Annotated in this window: 16 protein-coding genes; all 16 read right to left on the reverse strand. The window is 45.4% G+C overall.

Translation table 11 applies throughout. The features are described 5' to 3' along the window. Positions 1 to 32: 32 nt before the first annotated feature. Entirely contained in the window at positions 33 to 1,199 is a 1,167-nt protein-coding gene (locus LI091_RS00895) for a D-alanyl-D-alanine carboxypeptidase family protein (protein WP_015525129.1), read from the reverse strand. Continuing rightward, positions 1,196 to 2,371, reverse strand: coding sequence for an FtsW/RodA/SpoVE family cell cycle protein (locus LI091_RS00900; RefSeq protein WP_015525128.1), 1,176 nt, complete (start codon positions 2,369 to 2,371; stop codon positions 1,196 to 1,198). The genes LI091_RS00895 and LI091_RS00900 overlap by 4 nt, the downstream gene beginning before the upstream one ends. A gap of 3 nt (positions 2,372 to 2,374) precedes the next feature. Further along, positions 2,375 to 2,614, reverse strand: a complete 240-nt coding sequence (gene minE / locus LI091_RS00905) for a cell division topological specificity factor MinE (RefSeq protein WP_015525127.1) — start codon at positions 2,612 to 2,614, stop codon at positions 2,375 to 2,377. 45 nt (positions 2,615 to 2,659) lie between these two features. Beyond that, the gene (minD, locus tag LI091_RS00910; RefSeq protein ID WP_118752708.1) at positions 2,660 to 3,448 is read right to left on the reverse strand and encodes a septum site-determining protein MinD; all 789 of its coding nucleotides are present in this window, start codon (positions 3,446 to 3,448) and stop codon (positions 2,660 to 2,662) included. Between the two features lie 57 nt (positions 3,449 to 3,505). After that, entirely contained in the window at positions 3,506 to 6,403 is a 2,898-nt protein-coding gene (locus LI091_RS00915; RefSeq protein ID WP_110103139.1) for a penicillin-binding transpeptidase domain-containing protein, read from the reverse strand. Next, a complete protein-coding gene (gene mreD, locus LI091_RS00920) occupies positions 6,388 to 6,915 on the reverse strand; it encodes a rod shape-determining protein MreD (protein WP_021652034.1) in 528 nt (175 codons plus the stop codon). The genes LI091_RS00915 and mreD overlap by 16 nt, the downstream gene beginning before the upstream one ends. Beyond that, positions 6,905 to 7,801, reverse strand: coding sequence for a rod shape-determining protein MreC (gene mreC, locus LI091_RS00925; RefSeq protein WP_015525123.1), 897 nt, complete (start codon positions 7,799 to 7,801; stop codon positions 6,905 to 6,907). Before mreC ends, mreD begins: the two co-directional genes overlap by 11 nt. A 13-nt stretch (positions 7,802 to 7,814) precedes the next feature. Continuing rightward, on the reverse strand, positions 7,815 to 8,828 hold the full coding sequence (locus tag LI091_RS00930) for a rod shape-determining protein (protein ID WP_015525122.1): 1,014 nt from the start codon (positions 8,826 to 8,828) through the stop codon (positions 7,815 to 7,817). Positions 8,829 to 8,844: 16 nt separating this feature from the next. Beyond that, complete coding sequence (radC, locus tag LI091_RS00935; RefSeq protein ID WP_022427291.1) at positions 8,845 to 9,552, reverse strand: RadC family protein; 708 nt, start codon at positions 9,550 to 9,552, stop codon at positions 8,845 to 8,847. Positions 9,553 to 9,657: 105 nt separating this feature from the next. After that, positions 9,658 to 11,259 (reverse strand): NAD(P)/FAD-dependent oxidoreductase, encoded by a 1,602-nt coding sequence (locus tag LI091_RS00940; protein WP_265190674.1) that lies wholly within the window; start codon positions 11,257 to 11,259, stop codon positions 9,658 to 9,660. Beyond that, a complete protein-coding gene (locus LI091_RS00945) occupies positions 11,256 to 12,461 on the reverse strand; it encodes an NAD(P)/FAD-dependent oxidoreductase (RefSeq protein WP_265190675.1) in 1,206 nt (401 codons plus the stop codon). The genes LI091_RS00940 and LI091_RS00945 overlap by 4 nt, the downstream gene beginning before the upstream one ends. Continuing rightward, on the reverse strand, positions 12,458 to 13,732 hold the full coding sequence (locus LI091_RS00950; protein ID WP_015525116.1) for a methionine gamma-lyase family protein: 1,275 nt from the start codon (positions 13,730 to 13,732) through the stop codon (positions 12,458 to 12,460). Before LI091_RS00950 ends, LI091_RS00945 begins: the two co-directional genes overlap by 4 nt. Positions 13,733 to 13,753: 21 nt before the next feature. Beyond that, positions 13,754 to 14,707, reverse strand: a complete 954-nt coding sequence (miaA, locus tag LI091_RS00955; RefSeq protein WP_265190676.1) for a tRNA (adenosine(37)-N6)-dimethylallyltransferase MiaA — start codon at positions 14,705 to 14,707, stop codon at positions 13,754 to 13,756. 27 nt (positions 14,708 to 14,734) lie between these two features. After that, a complete protein-coding gene (gene mutL / locus LI091_RS00960) occupies positions 14,735 to 16,849 on the reverse strand; it encodes a DNA mismatch repair endonuclease MutL (protein WP_114001624.1) in 2,115 nt (704 codons plus the stop codon). Between the two features lie 5 nt (positions 16,850 to 16,854). Further along, positions 16,855 to 19,473: a DNA mismatch repair protein MutS gene (mutS, locus tag LI091_RS00965; protein ID WP_015525114.1), complete on the reverse strand. Its 2,619-nt coding sequence runs from the start codon at positions 19,471 to 19,473 to the stop codon at positions 16,855 to 16,857. Between the two features lie 555 nt (positions 19,474 to 20,028). Further along, on the reverse strand, positions 20,029 to 20,208 hold the full coding sequence (locus tag LI091_RS18700; protein WP_084449169.1) for a helix-turn-helix transcriptional regulator: 180 nt from the start codon (positions 20,206 to 20,208) through the stop codon (positions 20,029 to 20,031). Positions 20,209 to 20,215 lie beyond the last annotated feature (7 nt).

Consider the following 20,215-nt stretch of genomic DNA (forward strand, 5'->3'; position numbering starts at 1 on the left):
ATCTGCTTTTTTGTTTTTTGTATGGAATCCTGTCAGTTGATGTTCTGGAGCAAGGATGTCATTTCCTGATAAAGAACATCCTTTGAGGACGCACCCATGACGATGGAAATAAATGGCTTCCCATAAGCATTCTGGCTTAAAAGTGCCAGACAGTTACCGGCTTTATCGGTTGTTCCTGTTTTTCCTCCAAGGATAGTGACATCCTTAGGAGTTGCTGCCTCTCCGGTAAGATAATGATCTGTAGCGGGTAAGGTAGCACTTGCATCGGAGCCATCGGAATGCTTATAGCTAACTGTATAAGATGCCATTTGTGTGATGTCTGTAAACTCCGGATAATTCAAGGCTTCTTTCAGCATCAGATAAATGTCATAAGGCGTTGTATAATGATTTTCGTCCTGAAGACCATGGGGATTGGTAAAGTGAGTTCCTGTACAGCCAAGTTCTGCAGCAAAGCTGTTCATCATCTCTACAAATTTATCTGTTGATCCACCTATATGTTCCGCAATGGCAGATGCTGCATCATTGGCAGAATAAACAAGAAGACAATGAAGAAGCTGATCCATGGTAACCTGATCTCCCGCCTGGAAACCAGCTACCTGAGAACCGGATTCCAGGGTAACATTCTCCTGTGAGATCGTTACTGTATCGTCCATGTTTCCATATTTCAGTGCAAGCATAGCTGTCATGATCTTTGTGATGCTGGCAGGATAAACCTTGTTGTAGGCACCTTTTGCATAGAGTACCTTTTTATCACTGAGATTCAGAAGCACACCGGACTGGCTGTCATCCAGACTGACAGAATCCAGAGCAACATCTTTTGTAACAACACAGAGATCATGGGCGAAACCTGCCGCGCGCTGCTCTTCTTTGGAAGTCAGAGTATTATCAAACTCGGAGAATGCATTGAAAGAATTTGCAGGAGTGGAAAAATCTCCGCCCTTCAGCATGTAAACACCAAAACCGCCAGCTGTGCATAGTACGATCAGCAGAAGAAGGAGAAAAATGGTGTTGCGGATCCTTTTACGACGCATCCGTTTCATCCGGGTATTTTGAGCTTTACGTCTGGCAGAAACAGTCCTGTCAGACGGCATGGAAGTTGTTTTTGTCCCCTTGGAAGCTGTATGTGCAGCCCGGGAAGCCTGACCTCTGGAAGGATTGCCAGAACGTATATGATTTTTTACAGGTTCTTTACGTGTCATAAGTATTCCTCTTTCCGAAAGTAGGTATCCGATTTCTGACCTTTTTTCTGTAATTCTTTATTATATGCACTGCTCTGCAGTCCTACATTGAGAACAAGTCCCATACCCATAAACAGACTGATCAGAGAAGTAAGACCATAGCTTACAAAAGGAAGCGGAGTACCTGTGTTTGGTGCAAGGCCGGTAGCAACACAGATGTTGATGAAGCTCTGTATGGAAACAATGCTTCCAACACCGCAGCATATGATCTTACCGGCAAGATCCTTGGCCCGCAGGCTCATACGGATACATTCAAAGGTGATCAGAAACAGCAGCAGTACGATCAGAGTACAGCCGATAAATCCGTACTGCTCTCCAGCCACCGCAAAAATAAAGTCGGTCTGATTCTCAGAAACAAAGTTTCCATCATTTACGGATGTAACACTGGTGTCATTACTGAAAGCACGTCCCACAAGCTCTCCGGAGGCGATGGCTGTTTTTGAGTTGTTCTGCTGTTCAATATCATCTGCGTATTCTTCGTTCTCCGGATACAGGAATGACATGATACGGTTTCTCTGGTAATCCTGTATCAGTTTCTGATCCGGCTGCACGATAATGGACAGAAAGATGATGGCCAGAGGAATCGCGATCAAGGCTACACCTCCGATGATCTTATAACTAAGTCCTGCGATGTAGATCAGAATACAGAACAGGACTGTTACGGTGATGGTGTTTTTCATATCCGGCTGTACATAGATCAGCATCAGTGGGATGACCAGAAGGACAGCTGATTGTATCAGAGTCTTTAAGGTATTCAGATCTTCCTCATGATCCATAAAAAATTTGGCAAAAAACAGGATGATGATGATCTTTGAAAGCTCGGTAGGCTGGAAACGGATAAAACCTAAATCCACCCATCTGGCAGCACCATTGGCGCTGGATCCGAAGAACCGGACAGCCAGAAGCATAACGATATTAAATCCATACATGATCCATTGAAAATTCAGCAGCCAGGAATAATCCATCAGTGAAAGGATCAGCATAAAGACTACACCGATGATCACACCCAGAAGCTGACGTGTGCGAAGGTAGTCGGCAGCTGTTCCTACAAGCTGAATTCCAATAAAGCTGATCGCCAGGAGAAAGATCACCAGTCGAAAATTGTAAAACCGCAGCTTATACTGTTTAATCATAAATTATGCATCTCTTTTCTTAAGTACGGGTATGACTGCATGCAGAACAGGTGGTTCCTGTGTGATCTGTATGGTCACCCCTGGTTCATCAATTACAACGTATTTTTTTACGGCATGTATCAGATCGTTCCGTAAAAGCTTCATCATCTGTGGAGAACAGTCTATGCGTTCCGATACAAGAAGAAGCTTCATCCTGTCGCGTGCATAGCCTGCAGAGTGGTTTTTCCCGGAGAAAAATCCCATAATCATTCCTCCTGTGATGAAAAATGTCAGACAGCAAAGCGTCTGTTATTTTCGAAAAATGCTGCCAAGACGGTGGAATACACCATTTTTTCGACGCACAGTAACATAAGGGACCTCTTCGCCCATAAGCCTCCGGCAGATATTGCGATACTCTTCTTCTGCCTGGGAATTTTTTCCGGATAAAGGTTCTCCCTGATTTGTGGAGATTACGATCTGTTCATCATCCAGGATCGCACCGATCAGATCTACAGCCAGGATTTCCAACACATCTTCTACGGACATCATATCACCTCTGGCGATCATTTCCGGTCGAAGCCGGTTGATGATCAGCCGGATATCACGGAGCCCTCCGGACTCCAGCAACCCGATGATACGGTCTGCATCCCGGATCGCGGAAACTTCCGGTGTGGTCACGACCAGTGCACGGTCCGCTCCGGCTACTGCATTTTTGAATCCCTGTTCAATTCCTGCCGGACAATCCAGAAGGACATAATCGAATTCTTCCCGGAGATCATCGGTAAGCTTGATCATCTGTTCCGGAGATACGGCAGTTTTGTCCTTGGTCTGGGCAGACGGAAGAAGATACAGTTCTGAATGCCGACGATCCCGGATCAGTGCCTGTTTCAGGCGGCAGCTCCCATTGATCACATCAACCAGATTATAAACAATACGGTTCTCCAGTCCCATGACAACATCCAGATTTCGGAGTCCGATATCGGTATCTACAACTGCAACCTTTTTTCCCATGGCAGCCAGTCCGGTCCCGATATTTGCCACGGTGGTGGTTTTTCCAACACCGCCTTTTCCAGATGTAATGACAATGACTTCACTCATGTTTTCTGATTCCTCCTATAAAATGTTCCACACTTCTGGTATCCTCATAAAGTTTGTTTAGTCATTCGATACATTACTGGTATCGCTTGCTGCATAGCCAGTGAGAATGGTGCTTTCATCTGCAAGTCCGAAAATGTATTTAAAGATATCATTAGCTGCAAGGCAGGCATTACCGGATGCATATCCGTTTGCGATTCGTACAGATATTGCGTACTTGGGATCAGAAACAGGCGCATATCCGATAAAAAGTGCATTGTTCGGATGATAATAGTCAATCTCGGCAGTACCGGTTTTTCCTGCTACTTCAACTCCAAGTCTGTTAAACTGATCATGAGTCTGCACCACACGATACATACCGTCATGGATGTCATCCCAGATATTGCTGGAAAGATCCAGCTGTCCAGCTGTTTCGGAAGGATATTCCTTTATAAGTTTTCCTTTGGAATCCGTCACACGGTCCAGAAGGGAAAGCTTATAGATCGTACCGGAAGTGGCGATCGTTGACGCATAACGTGCAAGCTGGCTGGTCGTAAACGCATTGGTACCCTGTCCAATATAGGAAGGGACGGCGTTTTTGTCAGAAACCTGCGGAGAAGCTTCGGAAATTTCAATGCCGGTTTTCTGATCCAATCCCATGAGGGAAGCATATTTCTGAAGCATTCCAAGACTTCTGGCTTCAGAAAAGTTACCTTCGGAATCTTTACCAAGTTCGAAACCAATCGTAGTGAAAAATACGTTACAGGACTGCTCAATGGCTTCACGGATATCAAGAGAACCGTGGCCCTGTTTATTCCAGCAGTTGATCGGAGGTGTTACAAGGTCAAAGCTTCCTGTACATTCAATATATGTGCCATCATCTATTACGCCCTCAGACATGCCGGCAACAGTAGATAAGATCTTTAAGGTAGATCCTGGAGCCGTCTTCTGCTGTGTTGCCTTGTTGAAGAACGGGCTGGAAAGATCTGTGGAAAGCTTTGCATAATAATCAGTATCCATATTGTTGGTCAGACGATTATTATCATATCCCGGATAGGAAACACATGCGAGAACATTTCCGGTTGTAGTATCTGTGATCACCGCAGATGCAGAGCACGGAGCCAACGCAAGCTGGGCCGGTGTGATCTCAAGATTTGCGATCTTGCGATACATGAAGGTGTAGGCATCAAGACCACCGGAGGCCATTGTCTGATACAGCTCGTCTTCTTTGGAAAGAACGCCCTGTTCATAGAGAACAAGACACAGATCTTCTCCACTGATGGTGTCTTCCTGAAGCATATATTTATACAGAAGCTTTGAAAAGCCTGTATCTGTTTTCAGGTAATCAATGATATAGGCGGTAAGAGCCTGATAGATCTCTTCAGAATCCAGATATTCTCCGGAGGTTGAGATCTGGGAAATATCGATCCAGTTCTGACTGGCAGCGTAGTTCAGATAATCCTTCAGACTGATACTCTGATCATTTTTCCAGGCTTTGTATGTTTCATCCGCGGTATCAATGGAATCACTTTTCAGTACCTTCAAGGTATTGGTAAGAAGATCATCACAGATATAGGTAAGATATTCCTGCATCTGCGTATCTTCATCCTTATAGGCTGGAGGATTGTCGCCTGTCAGCCTGTTACTTATTGTATCAAAAACCTGTTGCTGTTTTTGCTGAAATTTGACGTATAAATTTTTTTCTGTGTCGGAAGCATCTGCATCACTGAATTTATTGATATCGATCACACTGTTTGCGATCAGTGCATTGTATACATCATAGATTGGGATGGTGATCTTACTTGCATCTTTCTCTGCTTCATAATCAAAGCTTTTATTCGGTGTCAGTTTAGAGAGGACAATACCAGCAACACGCTGTTCCAGGATCTGGTAAATACTCTTCTGCCAGTCGGAATCAATGGTCAGATAAACATCGTTTCCGGCCACAGGATCAACAGTTTTAGAATTGTCGATGTCAAGGACTTTACCAAGATTATCAACTGTGACCGTTTCTTCTCCGTCTTTTCCCTGAAGTTCAAGCTCCATATACTGTTCGATTCCGGCTTTTCCAACAACCGCATCATTGGAATAATCAGGATTATCCTTACGAAGGGTTTCCAATTCCTCAGAAGAGGCCTGGCCTGTGTAACCGAGGATCGGCGCCATACTCTCATCGTCCACATATTTTCTGGTGGAATCTTCTACAATGTCAATACCCTGGAGAGCGGCCTGATTTTCTTTTATGGCTGCCACAGATTTTTCACTGACATTTGTTGCAATGGTCACCGGCATATATTTCTTGAAACTGTTGGTGTTCAGCTGATAGCGCATGATCGCAATTTCGAGGATTTCCTGTTTGGTAAGCTCTTCCGGAAGAGAATGTGCGGCAAGTTCTTCCGGGGTGTAGGCATCTTTTCCGTAAAGAACGATAGAAAATCCGCTGCTTCCGGTAAGATGATCCATGATCTGGGCTGCGGTTGCGTTTTTCTGCTCCTCACTGAGATCATCAATCTGTGCTTCTCCGTAAATATCCGCACGGAAACGGTTAAGAGTAAATCCTTCATCTACATCAAAAGCATAGTCGCCATGATCATTGACGGTAATATGAAAATTATCAGATAAGCTGTCCCCGTTTTTGGAAAGAATCTGTAATACCTGGTAGGCGATACCGTTCAGAGTCAGATTCTTTTCTCTGGTGCTGTTGTATGTACCGCTATCTTCGAATGTGACAGAATATGCAAGTACATTGGAGGCGACAACTGTGCCGTTACGGTCATAAATATTACCACGGGTGCTTTTGATCACGCGTGTTTTGGTGGTACGTGTCTGAAATTTACTGATGTAATCCTCTCCCTGTATGATCTGCAGACTGAAAAGCTGCCGGACCAGGACAGATGACAGAAAAATAAATACGATCACAAGAACTGTAGTACGTTTCAGACGGATTTTTTTGATGATTTTTTTTATTTTAATTCCCAAATAGACTCACTTTCTTTCCTTACAGTATCCATTAAGTGGTAGTTGATCCAGTAAAATACCCGGTATACGATGATGGTGAGAAAAACCGTATATACAATCTCGGGGATAATGATCCTGTATATGTAGGTCCAGAATCCAAGACGGCCTCTGAGCAGAAACTGGAGGCCATACACAGCCAGATTATAAAGAAGATCTGTTCCTGCTACAAGAAAAAGCGGAACTTTCAGATCATCATCATAAAAACTGCGGAATGCATAGCCGCTGATAAAACCTATATACATATAGATCAGTGCATAAAATCCAAACAATGATCCATAAAAGAGATCGACGAAAAGCCCGGAAAAAAATCCAGTCCACAGACCGACTTTTCTTCCACGCATAAGTCCCATGGATACACACAGGATCAAAAGCAGATTTGGAGTGATGGATCCAATGGAAATACGGTCCATTACTGTGCACTGAAGGAGAAAACAGACAATGATAGTGATAAATAATATAATCCTATTTTTCATTGGACGCATCCTCCGATTTGTCTATCGCGTCCTGTTTATTGGTGGTGATCACAAATACATCTTTCAGATGACCGAAATCAACCGGTGTAACGATCGTACCTGTTTTTGTCAGGTTATTGGGATCCTGCTGGATCTCACTGACATAACCAATAAACAGTCCTTCCACATATTTTTCACTGATGTTCGAGGTGACAATACGTTCTCCGACTGTTACCTTGTTATCCTGATCGTAAAGCTGCTCAAAGCTTAATTTGCCTTCATCGATCAGTTTCAGATCTCCAGTGACAACGCAGTTGTCGGAAGTACTGACTGCCATGGCACTGACATTGCTGCTGTCATCGATGATGGAACGGACAGTAGCCCAGGAAGGTCCCACTTCTGTAACGATACCCACAAGACCCTTTCCGGCGATCACGTTGTTATCAACCCGGATCCCGTTATTACTGCCTTTGTTGATCATAAAGGTATCATACCAGTTTCCGGGATCTTTGGAGATTATCCTTGCGGCAACCTTGGGATAGTCGGTATATTCCTGATCAAGATCGTAAAGTTCCTTCAGGCGTGTGAGCTCTGTCTGGTCCTGGATCAGGATGTTATTCTGTTCCGTAAGACTGTTGATCTGACTTTTCAGCTCTTCGTTTTCCTGAAGCACGTCCTGTTTATCACGAAGATTGTTTTTTACATTTCCAAATATATCGCTGACACCGGCGATCCCCTTTTCAAAGGGAACGATAAGAAAACCGGCTGCCTCCTGAAGTGGTGCGGAAGAGGTTCCGGAGGCTGCTGTAGCTACAATGCAGCTTCCACAGAAAAGTGTCATGATTACCAGAAGATGTTTACTTTTTAAATTAAAATGAAAACGCACTTTTTTTCGGATGTTTTTCATTATATATGCCCCTTTACAGTTTTTTCTGCTTTACCGGCTGGGCCCATTTGCGCAGGTTTCTGTCGCGGATGATCTTTTCCAGGCCGTATGCTGCAGAAGTTTCATACAGATCAGAAAGATTAAAGGCAAATCCTGTATAGCTAGCCAGATAGTTATCTATATAAGGAAGCCGTGTACTGCCGCCGGTCAGATAAATGCCCTCTTTTGCGATATGATAAGCAATCTGTGGCGGGGTACGTTCCAGAAAAGATTTCATCTCTGCTGCGATCTGATTCACACAGTTGGCGATCCCTTCATTAACAACGTAGGCAGAAATAACTTCTTCTCGTGGAAGTCCGGAAATACTGTCGATCCCGACTACTTTTCGGGCTTCTTTTTTCTGATCATTCAGTCTTCCCATAACTACTTTCAGACGTTTTGCAGTTCGTGTTCCAATCTGAAGATTATAATGTTTTCGGATCTCGCTGCAGATAGATTCGTTCATCTGTCTGCCTCCGATGGGGATCTTACGGCTAATGATGATCTTGCCGTCGGTTATGATGGAAAACTCTGTACTCTGTGCACCGATGTTTACGATCATGCTGCCCTGATTCTTTTCAGGGTCGATTCCCATGGCAATGGCATCTGCAATAGGGGCCTCCACCATAAAAACACGGTTTTTCCGCAGCCAGTGACCATTGACCAGATGATAGTATGCCCTCTTTTCGATAGCAGTCATATCAAGTGGTACGGAGAAATACATGTCTGCTCCGAGACCGGATGTATGATCGATTTTTTTTATCATGCTGTAAAGGACGATCTCCTGCAATTCCAGATTTGCCAGCATACCGAAAGCCATAGGAGAATTTACGGAAATATCTGCAGGTGATTTTTCAAACATTTCATAAGCTTCGTTCCCTATGGCAAGGATCCGGCGTCCTCTGTAGGCTACCATGTTCTTTTCTATGTAACTTTTGTTTCTGAAAAATGAATAGACTTTTACAGAGCTGCTTCCAAGGTCTACTCCGTAATTATTTCTAAAAAGCATAAATCTGTCCCTTCACTTAAGTATATTCATCAAAAATCCCTTTTTCGCGGAAACTGACATACCTGTGATCACCGATAATGATATGATCCAGAAGATGGATGCCGAGGAGTTCACCACAATGATAGATCCGTTCTGTAACATCCAGATCAGCCTGGCTGGGGGAGGGATCGCCTCCTGGATGATTGTGGACCAGGATCAGGTTCACCGCCCGATACTTTACAGCTTCTACAAAGACTTCTCTTGGTGTGATCAGTGTGGCATTGACTGTACCGCGGCTTAAAAGCTGTTCACCCGACAAATGGTTATGTCCGTCCAGCATCATGCAGTAAAGCAATTCCTGCTCTTCATGCCGGAGCCGCTCCATATAATACTTCGCAATGGTTACCGGATGGTGAAAAGATAATTCCGGTTTTGCAGCTGCGGTTGCCATACGCTTGGAAAGTTCCCCGATACATTTCAGCTGTATGGCTTTTACCTTACCGATTCCATGGATCTTCATCAGTTCCTGCATGGAAATATGAAACAGTCCAAGCAGGCCACTGTATCCGGTCTGTTTCGATAAATTCAGGATTTTATCTGCCAGAGTCAGGGAACTGGATCCCTGTACGCCACAGCGCAGGATCACGGCAAGAAGCTCTCGATCGCTTAAGGACTGTTCTCCTTCCCGCAGACATTTTTCATACGGACGCTGATAATCTGGCATTTCCATTATAGTATCTTTCATATGATTTCCCTTTTCGCTCTCGAAGAAGGGGATGCAAAATTGCAGAAGTTATTTTAGCATAAAAAAGCAGGGATGTACACTCTATCCCGGAAATTTCCACTTTTTTCACATTTTGTTTACAGGCAGGGCATAAACAGAAGCGACTGCTTCTGCCACCTTGATCCCGTCCATCGCTGCGGATGTAATGCCTCCGGCGTAACCGGCGCCCTCTCCGCAGGGGTAGATCCCTTCTATATTGGAAGTGAGCTTTTTCGGTTCCCGAACGATCCGTACAGGAGAAGAGGTACGGCTTTCTACTCCTTCCAGCAATGCATCCGGTCGGTCAAAACCGGAAAGCTTTTTTCCAAAAGCATGGATTCCTGCTTCAATGGAATCGCCGATCTCTTTCGGGAAAATACTGCGGACATCGGTAAGTGTATAAGCTCCTTTTATACAGGGGATCACATCTCCAAGCCTGGTACTTTTCTGATGGGTACAGTAATCTTTGAAAAGCTGTACCGGAATTTTTCCGTTTCCGGCTTCCCAGGCTGCGCGCTCCAGTTTTCGCTGCAGAGCGATTCCGCCGAGAACTCCCTCTTCAGGAAAATCAGAAGGGTTTACCGTAACGATGATAGCACTGTTGGCATTATGGCTGTCACGTGCCTGATAGCTCATACCATTCACTGCAAGCATACCTTCTTCAGAAGATGCATTTACAACATATCCGCCGGGACACATACAGAAAGAATAAACGCCACGTCCGTTTTCCAGTGTATGGGTAACCTTGTAGCTGGATGCACCCAGACGGTCGTTTTCCGGTTCCCCGTAAAGATCCTGGTTGATCATGGTCTGCGGATGTTCCACACGTACCCCCACTGCAAAAGATTTCGGCTCCATGTTAATATTGTGTTTTTCCAGCATGGCAAACGTATCTCTGGCGCTGTGGCCGGGAGCAAGAATGCAGATTTCTGCCGGTATTTCCTCTTTTGCATTGACAATGACTGCATTAAGCTTCCGGTCACGGATCATCAGATCAGTTACTGTGGAACGAAAACGGAATTCCCCGCCCATTTCTTCAATCTGATGACGCATAAACTGAACGATACCTACAAGCTGATCTGTGCCAAGATGAGGCTTTTGCTGGTAAAGGATCTCAGAGGGAGCTCCTGCCTCCACAAATCGGGAAAGAACTTCCTTTCCTCTTCCAAAAGTATCTTTTACCAGAGTATTCAGCTTTCCATCGGAAAAAGTCCCTGCACCGCCCTCTCCGAACTGTACATTGGAATCCGGATCCAGGATGCCGTTTTTCCAGAAATTTTCCACGGTTTCCTGGCGTTTGTCTGCTTCTTCTCCCCGTTCCAGTACCAGTGGACAGTACCCGGCTTTGGCCAGGTACCAGGCACAGAATAATCCTGCAGGTCCGCTTCCGATCACTATAGGACGATGGGAAAGAGTTTCAGAGCCAGATGAGGGAAAATGATATTTCTTCTCATAGGTTAACATAATATTTTTATCGTGAACCTTTTTGAGAACACGGGATTCGTTATCCAGTTTAATATCTACAGTGTAGACAAATTTTTTGTCCTCTTTGTGCCGGGCATCCAGAGATTGTTTTCGAATCTCATAGGTGAGCGGCTGATTTCCAAGACGAAGCATTTTTGCTATTTTTCGGTGAAGCTGCTCTTCTGTATGAGTGATGGGAAGCTTCAGCTGTGTGATCCGGATCATTTTTCTTCCTCCTTTGCTGCCCAGATACCGGCGGCAGCTCCGCTTGACCATGCCCACTGCAGGTTATAACCTCCGCAGGTACCGTCAATGTCAAGGAGCTCTCCGGCAAAATAAAGACCTTTATGAAGTCTGGACTCCATGGTTTTGCTGTGAACTTCAGACGTATCCACTCCACCGGAACAAACCTGTGCCTGTTCAAAGGAAAGGCCGTTTTTTACCGGGAGACGAAAATCGGTGATTCCGCGGATAAGATCCTTCTGTGCACATAAAACACGGATCAGTTTTTCAGGAAAAAGTCCGATGAGAAGTTCTTTTTCTGTTTTGTAAGGGCAGGCTGCTTTTCTGTGCTCCAGGTATTCTTCCAGCTCTTTCCGGTTCAGTTCCGGAAAAAAATTTATGGAAAGCTCCACATTTTTGTTTTCATGGACGGCACGGATAGCATAGCGGGAAATCTGGAATACCGGGATCCCGGATACACCGTAATCGGTAAGCTGCAGTTCTCCCTGCTGGGAAACTGTCGGTGTGCCGTCTATATAAAGTGTTATCTTACCTTCTGTCCGTACACCACTCCAGCCGGAAAAAGAATTTCCCTTACATTTCAGAGCTGTCAAAGCTGGAAGGGGTTCGATCAGATGATGTCCGAGACTTTTTGCAATTTCATATCCGCTTTCGCAGGAACCTGCAACGGAAGACGCACGGGAACCATTTGCAAGGATCACGGCATCACCACTGTAGGTCCATCCGTCCGTATGGATCTTCCACTGTCCGTCTGCAAAAGACACGCCGGTAACGGTCTGATTGGTTTTCAGCTTTACCTTCAGGCTGCGTGCCTTCATGACAAGAACATCTACCACACTCTGTGCCTGGTTGCTTCGGGGATAGATCCATCCGCTGCGGTCTGTGGTACAGATTCCCAGTTCCTGAAAGAATTTCAGAGTTTTTTCCACAGGAAACTGTGCCAGGGCATCTTTGGCAAATTCAGGATGAGATCCCCGGTAAGCGTTTTTATCCTGATTCAGGTTCGTCATATTACAACGGCCGTTTCCCGTAGCACAGATTTTTCTGCCGGGACGGTCATTTTGTTCCAGAACCGTAACTGCAGCTCCGTATACAGCAGCCTGAATAGCTGCCATAAGACCGGAAGCACCGGCTCCTATGACAAAGATCTGTTTTTTTAAGTCCGGTCCTTCGGATTTTTTCATAATCTCACAAGTTCCTTATCAACCATATACTGAAGAGATTTCAGGATTCCCAGCTTTGCATGCTCCCAGGTGAGACCACCCTGGAAATAAACTGCATAAGGCGGTTTCATAGGACCATCGGCAGAAAGCTCGATGGAAGAACCCTGGATGAAAGCACCTGCTGCCATGATCACCTGGCTGTCATATCCCGGCATATCCCACGGCTCCGGTGTTACAAAGCTGTCTACCGGTGCAGCAGCCTGGATACCCTGGCAGAATGCTACAAGACCCTCCGGTGTTCCGAGAGTGACCGCCTGGATGATATCCTGACGTGGCTCTGTGCTGTTGGGAACTACCGGGAAACCAAGCTTTTCATAAATGTTCGCTGCAAAAACAGCGCCCTTTAAAGCTCCTTTGGTGATCATCGGTGCAAGGAAAAATCCCTGATACAGAGAACGGTTTACACCAAGAGTTGCACCGACTTCCATGCCCAGTCCCGGGCAGGTCATACGGTAGGAGGCATTTTCCACACAGTCTTTTCTTCCTGCGATATAACCACCGATAGGAGCAAGGCCGCCACCTGGATTTTTGATCAGGGAGCCGACCATGATATCTGCACCTACATCACTGGGCTCGATGGTATCTACGAATTCTCCGTAGCAGTTATCTACCATGCAAATCACATCCGGCTTGATCTTTTTTACAAAAGAGATCAGCTCACCGATCTGTTTTACGGAGAAAGAAGGACGGGTCTGATAGCCTTTGGAACGCTGGATGGTTACCAGCTTTGTTTTTTCATTGACTGCTTTTCTAATGTTTTCATAATCAAAGGTACCATCCTCGAGAAGATCCACCTGACGATATTTTACGCCATATTCCGCAAGGGAACCATTGGACGGGCGGATACCGATCACTTCTTCCAGGGTATCGTAAGGCTTTCCTACAGGGGAAAGAAGCTCGTCACCGGGGCGCAGGTTTCCGAAGAGAGCAATGGCAAGTGCATGAGTTCCACAGGTGATCTGCGGGCGTACCAGGCAGGCTTCTGTGTGGAAGGTATCGGCATAGACCTGCTCCAGAGTCTCGCGGCCAAGGTCGTTGTAGCCATAACCGGAGGAAGCTCCGAAACAAGCCTCACTGACACGGTTCTTCTGCATGGCGCGGATAACCTTCATCTGGTTGTATTCGGCAGTCTTATCAAATTTCTCAAAACGTTCTTTCAGGGAATCTTCCACAGATTTACCGAAATCGTAAACTGCAGAAGAGATTCCAAGCTGTGCATATAATTCTTTCATGATCATTTTTCCTTTTTTATTTTATTTGGCAGGGAGGATTCCCTTTTCCCTGCATACAGAAAGCATGTAGGAAAGGATCCTGCTGTCATCGTAATCAAAGTTATCTTTATCTACCCAGGTTACTTCGCTTTCTCTGCGGAACCAGGTAAGCTGACGTTTGGCAAAGTGTCTGGTGTCACGTTTCAGGACCCTTACGGCTTCCTCATAAGAATAGTTTCCGTCCATCCAGTCCAGGATTTCCTTATAGCCAAGCCCCTGCATGGAAACCATTCCCCTGTGGCAGCCCATCTCCCGAAGCTTTTTAACTTCTTCTGTCAGACCGTTTTTCAGCATTTCGTCCACTCTTGTGTCAATGCGTTCATAGAGAAGTGGGCGTGGTGCGTTCAGGACGAAATAAGCCAGTGCATAGGGACTGGTATGCTCCTTCTGTTCTTCATTATGTTCGGAGATCCTGGTACCGTTCTGTTTATAAAATTCCAGGGCACGTATCACCCGCTTGACATTGTTCTCATGGATATCTTCGGCTGACTTGGGATCGACCTTGGCAAGCATGTCATGGAGAAATGCAGGCCCCTTCTGCTCTGCCAGCTCTTCCAGCTCCCTGCGGTAATGTTCATCCTGGTCGGAGCTGGTAAAATCAATATCTCTGGTCACAGACTGAATATAAAATCCTGTGCCGCCTACCAGGATCGGAATCCGACCTTTGTCATAAATTTTGTCCATGGCATCTTTTGCCATCTGCTGAAAAAGGACAATGTTAAAATCTTCTGTTGGCTCCAGTACATCCACCAGATGATGTGGGACGCCATCCATTTCTTCCGGCGTGATCTTGGCGGAACCGATATCCATATGGCGGTAAACCTGCATGGAATCCGCGGAAATGATCTCTCCGTTTACTGCTTTTGCAAGGGCAATGGAAAGCTTTGTTTTTCCCACGGCAGTAGGCCCGGTAAGGACGATAAGAGGTTTTTTCATATATTTCCTCCGTTTATGTTAAGTATCTTACACGATACGTTTGAATTTTTTTTCGATTTCTGTCTTACTCATGGCAATGATCGTTGGTCTTCCATGAGGACAGTTATAAGGATTTTTCAGTGTCAATAATTCATCGATCAGCTTATCAGCTTCCTGAGGCGACATGGAATGATTGCCTTTTACAGCAGCCTTACAGGCCATGGTCGCAAGCCTTGAGGCAAAAATTTCAAAGGCATCCTTGGAACCGTCTGCAGTGAGATGGTCCAGCATTTCCAGAAACAGCTCTTCTTCTGTCATTCCCAGAAGGCTGGAGGGAACCGCACTGATACTGTACTCCCTTCCGCCAAAGGGTTCGATCTCAAAGCCGAAATCCCGGAAATACTTTTTGTTTGCCTTCAGCAGATTCTCCTCCTCAAGGCTGAGTGAAACGATCAGTGGGGGACTTACATACTGGGACTGGATGTTCTGGGACTGAAACTGCTTTACGAATCGCTCATAATATACTTTTTCATGGGCAGCATGCTGGTCAATGATATAAAAATTATCCTCAAACTGTACCAGCCAGTAGGTATCAAACAGCTGTCCGATCAGTCTGTGGCGGCTTCTGGATTCAGGAGCAAGAAGCCGTTCTTCGAACAGTTCCAGCTGTTTTGGCGGTTCCTGTTCCTGCGATTTGATCGGCTCGTTGTCTACCTCAGGAGGTGCCGATTCAGCAGGCTTTTCAGAAATCACTTCATAATCTGCTGTTTCTGTAGCGGAATTTTCATTTCTTCCGTCTTTTAATGTTCCGGAAAACATTTCCTCTTCTTCTTTTGTGAAAGGCTGCGATTCATATACGGGATTTTCCCGCAGAGAATCCACACGTTTGTATTTATCTGCAGAAGAAGCTGAAGAATTGTGAGTTGTTTCAGCTGAACCATAGGAGGCGGTACCATTTGTTGGCTTATTATAAGGTATCGATGGAACCGGCGCTGTACTACGTACTTCAGAAGCTGTCGGTGCAGCATGGGAAGCTATATTTGCCGTCCGATTTGGGTGACCGTACATCTCCTGCCGCCGTTTTACTTCAAAAGGCTCCGGAATATTTCCTGGCTTTATCTGTTCTGTGCGGGATGTCGGTTCGTCTTTTCCAACAGATACCTGTGGGATCAGTTCTCTGTGGGTCAATACCTTGCGGACAGTTTCATAAATGGCCGTATAAACTTCGGTTTCTCTGGCAAAACGCACTTCTCTCTTTGCGGGATGCACATTAACATCCAGGTCATTGCCGTCCATTTCGATCCGAAGTGAGACAAACGGAAATTTATGCTGCATGACAAGTCCTTTATATCCGTCCTCAATGGCCTTGGTAATGATCTTGTTTTTTACATATCGGCCATTGATATAATAATTCTCAAAAGTACGGTTTCCTCTGGAAATCTCCGGTTTCCCCACAAAGCCCTCGATCTTCATGAAATCATTTTCGTAGGAAACATCCAGAAGCGCCTTGGCGATCTCCCGGCCGTAGACACTGTAGATCACATCTTTTACGCTGTAGTTTCCGGAACTGGAAAGCTTCACCTGACGGTTCTGGATATATTTAAAGGAGATTTCCGGATGGGAAAGCGCCAACTGCTCCATCAGAGTATTGATGTAACCGGCTTCTGTCATATCGGATTTCAGGAATTTGCTCCTTGCAGGTGTATTGTAAAAGAGGTTTCGGATCAGAAATGTTGTTCCCTCCGGTGCCCCCATTTCCTCCAGAGACTGTTCTTTTCCGCCTTCGATCACATAACGGGTACCACTGATCCCGGAAGGAGTCTTTGTGATCAGCTCCACCTGGGAGACGGCGGCAATACTGGAAAGTGCTTCACCACGGAAGCCAAGAGAGGCAATGTGGGTCAGGTCTTCTACTTTTTCAATTTTACTTGTGGCATGGCGGAGAAAAGCAAGCGGAACCTGCTCTGCATCCATTCCGGAGCCATTGTCCGTGATACGGATCAGCTTTTTTCCGCCGTCTGTGATCTCTACAGTAATAGCGGTAGCACCTGCGTCAATGGCATTTTCCACAAGCTCTTTTACAACAGAGGAGGGGCGCTCTACGACCTCTCCTGCTGCGATCTTATCAATGGTATTCTGGTCTAAAACTGCAATTTTTTTCAAGGGTCTCACCACCGGTTCTTAATTTTGTTCTGCAGGTTATAGAGAATGTTCAAAGCTTCCATTGGTGTCAGATTCCCGATCTCCAGGTTTTTGATCTCTTCAATGATATCATTGTCCTGTACCGTGTCAAACAGTGACATCTGTGCCATATCTAACTGATCATAGGTGATCTTCTGCTTTTTCTTTGGAGCAGTTAGATCTTTTACAGCTGCAGTGATATCTGCATCACTGAGCTCCTCTACCAGTTCCTTGGCACGCTGGATCACGGAATCCGGAACACCGGCAAGCTTGGCTACCTGGATACCATAGCTTTTATCTGCTCCGCCTTTTACGATCTTACGCAGGAATACGATATCGTCGCCTTTTTCCTTGACAGCGATACAGTAGTTGTTGACACCGGAAAGCTTGCCTTCCAGTTCGGTAAGCTCGTGATAATGGGTCGCAAATAAGGTCTTGGCGCCGCAGAGTTTGGTGTTGCTGATGTGTTCGATCACTGCCCAGGCAATGGAAAGGCCGTCAAAGGTACTAGTTCCACGTCCGATCTCATCCAGGATCAGAAGACTTCGGGAAGTGGCATTACGAAGAATGTTGGCAACCTCTGTCATCTCCACCATAAAGGTACTCTGTCCGCTTGCAAGGTCATCGGATGCTCCCACACGGGTGAAGATCCGGTCAACCACACCGATATTCGCACTGTCCGCAGGAACAAAGCTTCCGATCTGTGCCATCAGTACGATCAATGCTGTCTGGCGCATGTATGTGGATTTTCCGGCCATGTTCGGTCCTGTGATAATGGAGATACGTTTTTTGTGGTTGTCAAGATACGTATCATTTGGAATGAACATATCGTTTTCAATCATCTGTTCCACAACCGGGTGGCGGCCATTTCGGATATCAATGAGGCCGGTCTCATTGATCTTGGGCCGGACAAAGTTATTCCTCTGTGCAACCAGTGCAAGGGAAGCAAAAACATCCAGAGCAGCTACTGCCTTTGCAGTACGCTGGATACGGACAACCTCAGCTCCAACCTGATCACGGATATCTGAAAACAGTTCAAATTCTAATGCATAAAGCTTATCTTCTGCTCCAAGGATCAGATCCTCCAGATCCTTCAGCTCCTGGGTGATGTAACGCTCTGCGTTGGTAAGGGTCTGTTTGCGGATATAGTCCTCCGGCACGAGATCCTTGAAGGTGTTGGTAACTTCCAGGGAATAGCCGAATACACGGTTATATTTGATCTTCAGGCTCTTAATACCGGTACGTTCCCGCTCTCTTGCTTCCAATTCAGATAACCACTTCTTTCCATCTGTCCGGGAGCGGCGGAATTTATCCACATCTTCGTTATAACCTTCCCGAATGATACCGCCGTCCTTTTGGGCAAGGGGCGGATCATCAGCAATGGAATTACGGATCAGATCGGTAATGTCTGACAATGGATCCATGTCTTCGTTGATCTGCATAAGCAGCGGAGATTTAAATTCTGCAAGGATCTGCTTTATATAAGGCAGCATTTCCAGGGAAGAGGCAAAGGAAACCAGATCTCTTGGGTTGGCAGATTTATAGCTGATACGGCTTATCAGACGTTCCAGATCGTAGATCGGATTTAAGTATTCCCGGATCTCATCACGATCCATAGGTTTTGCGTTCAGTTCTTCCAGGGCACCAAGTCTCTTTTCGATTTCCTCTGCATCGATCAGAGGCTGCTCCACATAAGAACGAAGGGTTCTTGCACCCATGGCAGTTTTGGTTTTATCCAGAACCCAGAGAAGAGAACCTCTTTTCTGCTTTTCGCGCATGGTTTCCACAAGCTCCAGGTTACGACGGCTGGAGCTGTCGATGAGCATATATTTTTCAGCAGAGTAAGGGCGGATGCTTGCCATATGGGAAAGTGCTGTTTTCTGTGTTTCCTTCAGATACAGGAACAGTGCACCGGAAGCAATGATCCCGCTGTCATAATCTCCGATCCCGAGACCTTCCAGATTTCCGACGTGAAAATGCTCTTTCAGGGTTTTCTGGCACAGCTGGTCGTCAAAGTACCAGGGATCCAGAGCAAATACACAGATTCCAAGACGCCCCTTCAGATCCGCTACATCCACACCGCTTAAAAGAAAGGCGTCATTGCAGATGATCTCTGCAGGTGTAAATTTATTGATCTCATCCAGAAGCTTCTGAGGTTTATCCAGTTCTGTGAGAAAACAGTCACCGGTTGTGATATCTGCAATTGCACAGCCAAAATGCTCTCCAATGGAGACGATGGACATCAGATAATTGTTTTTGGACTCGTCCAGTGACATGGTATCCAGAGTAGTTCCCGGCGTGACAATGCGGACAACCTCTCGTTTAACAAGACCCTTGGCTTTTTTCGGATCTTCTACCTGTTCGCAGATGGCAACCTTATAGCCCTTTTCGATCAGCCGGTTGATATAAGTTTCCGCAGCATGAAAAGGAACGCCACACATGGGCGCTCTCTCTTCCAATCCGCAGTCTTTTCCTGTAAGTGTGATCTCCAGTTCCTTGGATGCAGTCAGCGCATCATCAAAGAACATTTCATAAAAATCGCCCAGACGGTAAAAAAGGATACAGTCGCTGTATTCTTCTTTGGTCTTTACGTATTCTTTCATCATCGGTGATAATGTACTGGTATCAGCCGGAAACCCAGTGTTTATGCGGGTTTCAGATGCCTTATATTTTTTTTTGACCCACTTTTGACCCATTTTTTTCTCTTCTTCAGTGTTTCTTGCTTTTTCCAAATATTTAAACCTCTTCCTAAATTGTCATTTTATCAGTAAAATTAGCTTTCTTTTCCATACTTTTCTTCATAATTTCTTATCGTGGTTGCTTTAAGATTCCGAACCTTATAAAGTTCCATCCATTTCTCATACCATTTTGAAACGGACATACTCGAATCAAAGCCTGGAATACCTGGGAGAACTTCCGCCAAATACATGTTTCTTTGCTTTTTCACCTGCTGAAGATTTGTTCCATAGATAGAAAAAGGCGGTTGCCAGATCCCTTAATTGTGATTCTGGCTTCTTACCGCCCATCTTTTCTTTGTCGGATTCCCTTACCTATTTCTTTTCCTCTTAGATTTTTTCCATAACATTACCATCCTTTTTCTAATAACAATAGATGATCATGCATGGCACTGGACTTAATTTTAACACAACCCCAAAAACCTTTCAAGACTGCCGATCTATCCATTTCTGAAATTTTTTCTTATCAATCAGGGTTCTTCGCCCAATTCGTACCATGAAGGTATTATTCTTCATAAGAGTTCTCATGGTTTTCTCTGAAAGACCTGTGCGTTCACAGGCTTCCTTGACTGATATAAGAATCTTATCGTTATCTGCTGCTTGTATTTTTTAT

Source organism: Blautia sp. MSK20_18 (genome assembly GCF_020553125.1).
GTDB lineage: Bacteria > Bacillota > Clostridia > Lachnospirales > Lachnospiraceae > Blautia_A > Blautia_A fusiformis.

Excerpts from the sequence above, each read along its gene's own strand:
- radC (WP_022427291.1), bottom strand. The coding sequence starts at position 9,552 with ATGAAAGATACTATAATGGAAATGCCAGATTATCAGCGTCCGTATGAA.
- miaA (WP_265190676.1), bottom strand. The coding sequence starts at position 14,707 with ATGAAAAAACCTCTTATCGTCCTTACCGGGCCTACTGCCGTGGGAAAA.
- LI091_RS00950 (WP_015525116.1), bottom strand. The coding sequence starts at position 13,732 with ATGAAAGAATTATATGCACAGCTTGGAATCTCTTCTGCAGTTTACGAT.
- minD (WP_118752708.1), bottom strand. The coding sequence starts at position 3,448 with ATGAGTGAAGTCATTGTCATTACATCTGGAAAAGGCGGTGTTGGAAAA.
- LI091_RS00945 (WP_265190675.1), bottom strand. The coding sequence starts at position 12,461 with ATGAAAAAATCCGAAGGACCGGACTTAAAAAAACAGATCTTTGTCATA.
- LI091_RS00895 (WP_015525129.1), bottom strand. The coding sequence starts at position 1,199 with ATGACACGTAAAGAACCTGTAAAAAATCATATACGTTCTGGCAATCCT.
- mreD (WP_021652034.1), bottom strand. The coding sequence starts at position 6,915 with ATGAAAAATAGGATTATATTATTTATCACTATCATTGTCTGTTTTCTC.
- mreC (WP_015525123.1), bottom strand. The coding sequence starts at position 7,801 with ATGAAAAACATCCGAAAAAAAGTGCGTTTTCATTTTAATTTAAAAAGT.
- minE (WP_015525127.1), bottom strand. The coding sequence starts at position 2,614 with ATGGGATTTTTCTCCGGGAAAAACCACTCTGCAGGCTATGCACGCGAC.
- LI091_RS00900 (WP_015525128.1), bottom strand. The coding sequence starts at position 2,371 with ATGATTAAACAGTATAAGCTGCGGTTTTACAATTTTCGACTGGTGATC.
- LI091_RS00940 (WP_265190674.1), bottom strand. The coding sequence starts at position 11,259 with ATGATCCGGATCACACAGCTGAAGCTTCCCATCACTCATACAGAAGAG.
- LI091_RS00930 (WP_015525122.1), bottom strand. The coding sequence starts at position 8,828 with ATGCTTTTTAGAAATAATTACGGAGTAGACCTTGGAAGCAGCTCTGTA.
- mutS (WP_015525114.1), bottom strand. The coding sequence starts at position 19,473 with ATGATGAAAGAATACGTAAAGACCAAAGAAGAATACAGCGACTGTATC.